This window comes from Nocardia sp. NPDC004722 (genome assembly GCF_053601505.1).
The window spans coordinates 1-1,925 of record NZ_JBSGBY010000983.1; the positions used below are offsets into that span (position 1 = coordinate 1).

A 1,925-nucleotide genomic window follows, 5' to 3' on the forward strand; every position below is an offset into this window, starting at 1 on the left:
ATCCAGATCGCCCGGTGCCGGGGGCAGCGGCGGCTGCGAGAACTTCGTGGTCGCGGCAGCCGCGTCCGAGGCGGCAGCAGCGACTTCGCTGGGTGAAGGCGGCAGCGAGGGACGCCCGCCGGGCACAGCTGAATCGCTTGTCGCCGAGCCGGATTCGCCGGGAGCATGCGGCAGCGGCACCCGAGTGGTCGGATCGGACGGGGCCACTGCAGCCGGGCCGACCACCGACGGACCGCCCACGAGCGACGCGCCACCCGATTGCGGCGCAGCGGAGAAGTCCTGCTGGGGGATCGGTGACGGGGGCAGGTCGCGCTGCTGGATCGGCGAGGACGGCAGGAGGTTGGGCATGGTTCCTCGGGCAATTCGTCGGATGTGTGCTGTTCGAGTGTGACCGATGGGGTCGGCCCGCGCTCGGCGCGCGACTCAGCCCGGAGCGAACGGACTGGAGCCGGAACGACGTCGCCGCCCGGTGCGGAGAGCACGTAGCCGTGGGGGCGGCGCTCGAGCGACCGGGCTGGTGTCGGCGAGGTCCAGCTGGGGTATCGGTCCCAGCAGGTGGTGGCTGGTTCGCGGTCAGTAGGGAACGGCCAGTTGATATCTGCCGGGTCGTGGTCGGTGCGGGCTGAGCCCCAAGGTGAGCCCGGCCCCGGGGACGGAGCTCGACCGGACATGGTGGCCGGGTGCGCTGGCAGCGCGCTGGCAAGCCGCTACCAGGTGCCTGCCAGCGCGTCCGGGCAGGCTGACGCCGGTTCGCCTCTCCCGGAACGAAAGTCACGACAGTTCGATGAACAGCGAAGAAACCCGGCGCGCGGGCCGGCGGGAATGGACCGCGCTCGCGGTGCTCATCCTGCCGCTGCTGCTGGTCTCCATGGACGTCTCGGTGCTGTATTTCGCGGTGCCGTTCATCGTCCGCGATCTCGATCCCAGTGCGACACAGCAACTGTGGATCTTCGATGTATACGGCTTTGTGCTGGCCGGATTGCTGCTCACCATGGGTGCGCTCGGCGACCGGGTCGGGCGTCGCAGGCTGTTGCTGATCGGCGCGGTCGGCTTCAGTGTGGCCTCCTTCGCCGCGGCCTATGCGCCGAACGCGGAGGCGCTCATCGCCGCCCGCGCGGTGCTGGGCATCGCCGGAGCCACGCTCATGCCGTCGACCCTGGCCTTGATCCGCAATATCTTCGTCCATGATGCCGACCGCACCAAGGCGATGGCGGTCTGGGCCGGTGTCATGACCGGTGGTGTCGCGATCGGGCCGGTGCTCAGTGGCGCACTGCTGCAATTCTTCTGGTGGGGGTCGGTGTTCCTGATCAATATCCCCGCCATGATCGCGCTGCTGGTGGCCGCCCCGCTACTGCTGCCGGAGTTCCGTGGCACGCGCACCGAACGCTTCGACTGGCCGAGCGCGGCCTTGTCGCTGGGCGCGGTCATCCCGGTCATCTACGGCCTGAAAGAGTGGGCCGCCAACGGGTTCACCCCGGCGCGACTGCTGACCCTGCTGGCCGGTCTCGCGGTCGGCGTGGTGTTCGCGATCCGGCAGCGGAGGGTTCCCGAATCGATGCTGGACGCTGCGCTTTTCGCCCGCCGCGCCTACTCGGTGTCGGTGGCGGCGCAACTGCTCGGCATGTTCGCGCTGGTCGGCAACGCCGTGTTCGTGACCCAGTACCTCCAGTCGGTCCTCGGCCTGAGCCCGTTCATCGCGGCCCTGTGGAGCCTGGCCCCGGCCGTGCTGGTGGGCGGTGCCGCACCCCTGGCGGCGGCACTCGCGCCGAAGGTAGGCCCCGGCCCGGTGGTCGCCGCCGGATTCCTCATCGCGGCTTCGGGATTCGCGGTCATGGCCCTGGTCGGCGTGCATTCCCTGGTCCTGGTGCTGATCGCCGCCGGACTCCTGGGCGCGGGCCTGGTCATGGTGATGACCCTGGTCACCG

1 protein-coding gene and 1 pseudogene are annotated in these 1,925 nt (G+C 70.0%); one reads left to right on the top strand and one right to left on the bottom strand.

Going from position 1 to position 1,925, the window contains the following annotated elements:
- Positions 1–348, bottom strand: a pseudogene (locus ACWELQ_RS44850) (hypothetical protein); the annotation flags it as partial.
- A 436-nt stretch (positions 349–784) separates the two neighbouring features.
- On the opposite strand from ACWELQ_RS44850, the gene ACWELQ_RS44855 reads away from it, so the two are divergent.
- Positions 785–1,925 (top strand): MFS transporter (locus ACWELQ_RS44855; protein ID WP_452403050.1); only part of this gene is annotated, 1,141 nt, incomplete at its 3' end.